This window comes from Oleiphilus sp. HI0043 (genome assembly GCF_001634935.1).
In genome coordinates this window covers 1-1,013 of the sequence record NZ_LWEY01000236.1, presented here as the reverse complement: position 1 = coordinate 1,013, position 1,013 = coordinate 1, and the positions used below count along the sequence as shown (strand labels likewise).

Here is a 1,013-nt window from a genome sequence, read left to right as displayed (position 1 = left end):
ATTGCCTCTGATGAAATATCCACTATTTTTGAATCATCAGAGAAACCGCTTAGCGGGCCCATTCAGTTATCTGAAAATGGTGAATTGATCTACTTCGGATCTGGGCATCAACTTACTCTGGCTTCACTAGAGGTGCCGGTGGCAGGCAGTTTGTTGCATAAATCATACGGTTTAGCTGAATACTCGACGTTTTATGATCTTCATGAAGAAAACCAGCACTTCATTGCTATCGTTGACGATCCTAGTTCTTTATTTAACTCTCAAGAAACGCGGGCAGTCTATATCGAGGACAATAAGCCTACAGATGATGGCGAACCAACAAAGTATCTGATACAGCAAGCCACAGAAGATGAGCTAATGATGAAAGTCTTGCCGCAACAAGTCGCAGGCCAGAGTGACTTTGCGTTATTAAGTGTGTATGACTCGCTCGTCGATATAATGCCTATCGGTGTGACGGATCAAGATTCAGACGGGATGCCGGGAATATTCGAGATGCTTTACGGCTTGGATGATAGTGACCCAAGCGATAAGTTCAAAGACTTGGATAAGGATAATTTAACAAATATCGAAGAGTATCTGTTAAATACTAAACCTGACAATTCGGACTCTAATGATAATGGGGTTTCAGATTTTCAGGAAGCGTATTTGAATTAAAGATGAAGGCTAAGGGTGATTATGTTCCGCTCTTAGCCTTATGGTAAGTAGCCGTTTTTGGCTTGCCTAGCTTAGTTGTTTGAAAGCGCGATATCTAATTAAAGTGATGCAGTGCAGAGCTCGGAATATCAGTGATAATACTATGAACGCCCATTGCTTTTAGGGTTTCCATTCTTTCAATACTATTCACCGTCCAACATGATACCTCAAGCCCATAAGATTTTGCGTTTCTCAATAAGGTTGGGCTAATCAACCTGTTGTTGATGACCAGTAGCTTGCAATCGAGCGATACAGCGGTCTTCAATGGCCTGCGATACCGGTATTCTGCGACATAGCCGGTGTCTATTTCTGGCGATAAT

At 42.3% G+C, this 1,013-nt stretch carries 2 protein-coding genes; one reads left to right on the top strand and one right to left on the bottom strand.

What is annotated here, in order from left to right; genetic code table 11:
* Window positions 1-654 (top strand): hypothetical protein (locus tag A3729_RS32145; RefSeq protein ID WP_197475530.1); only part of this gene is annotated, 654 nt, incomplete at its 5' end.
* A gap of 94 nt (window positions 655-748) precedes the next feature.
* Here A3729_RS32145 and A3729_RS03705 read toward each other — a convergent pair.
* Window positions 749-1,013: glycerophosphodiester phosphodiesterase (locus A3729_RS03705; RefSeq protein ID WP_197475529.1), on the bottom strand; the 265-nt coding region annotated here is incomplete at its 5' end.